The organism is Arthrobacter sp. GMC3 (assembly GCF_002929305.1).
Classification (GTDB): Bacteria; Actinomycetota; Actinomycetes; order Actinomycetales; family Micrococcaceae; genus Specibacter.
Genome location: NZ_PJIO01000065.1, coordinates 1 through 828 on the forward strand (window position 1 = coordinate 1; position 828 = coordinate 828).

The 828-nt window shown below is 61.0% G+C and carries 1 protein-coding gene; it reads right to left on the bottom strand.

Annotation, left to right across the window (positions count from 1 at the left end; genetic code table 11):
- On the bottom strand, window positions 1-828 hold an 828-nt coding region (locus CXQ94_RS23675; protein ID WP_146070405.1), incomplete at both ends, for an LPS-assembly protein LptD.

An 828-nucleotide genomic window follows, 5' to 3' on the forward strand; every position in this document is an offset into this window, starting at 1 on the left:
CGACGTTGACGATCTTGCCGGGATTGTCCGCGGGCTGGTAATGCCACATGGCACTGCCGGAGCGGGTGCTGTGGCTATCCGGATCCCAGTTGAAGGTCGAGGTGAAGCGCCAGTCGCGGTTGTAGCGATACATGTATTCCAGCGCATACGGCGATACGTCGGAGGTGGCGTTGGAGCGGGTGCGGTAGTCGATACCGCGCAGCTGCACCTTGCGATCCTCGAAGTAGAACGCCTGGCCGATGCTCAGGCGCTGGCGCTCGAAGCCGTTGGGCTCGACCCAACGACTGGTTACGCCAAGCGACACCTGGTTGGCATCGCCGATACGGTCCTTGCCGGAAAAGCGGTTCTCGCGCCACAGCGAGGAGTAGCTGAAGCTGCTTTCGCCGGTATCGAAGAGCGGAATGTCGTCCTGATCCTCCTCCGGAACATAGAGATAGAACAGGCGCGGTTCCAGTGTCTGGCGATAGTCCTTGCCGAACCATTGGGTGTCGCGGTCGAAGTACAGTCCGCTGTCCACGCTGAAGATCGGCACACTGCGATTCTGGCTGCTGTCGAACGATTCGTAGTTGGCCAGTGTGCTCTGGCCACGGTCATCCAGATCCAGGTCGTACTGCGTATAGGCATATTTCAGCGAGGGCTTGAGGAAGCCCCACGACCAGTTCAGCGGCAGGCTGACGCCCGGCTCGAGATGTATGCGCTCGCCCTCGGCGCGCGTCAGGCCACGCAGGCGATCGTCGTACCACTGCTCTGGGTTGCCGTCTTCGTTGATGAAGTTGCCGTCGCGCAGGCTGCGCTGGAAGCTGACGAACTCGGTCTTGTAGGCGAAGT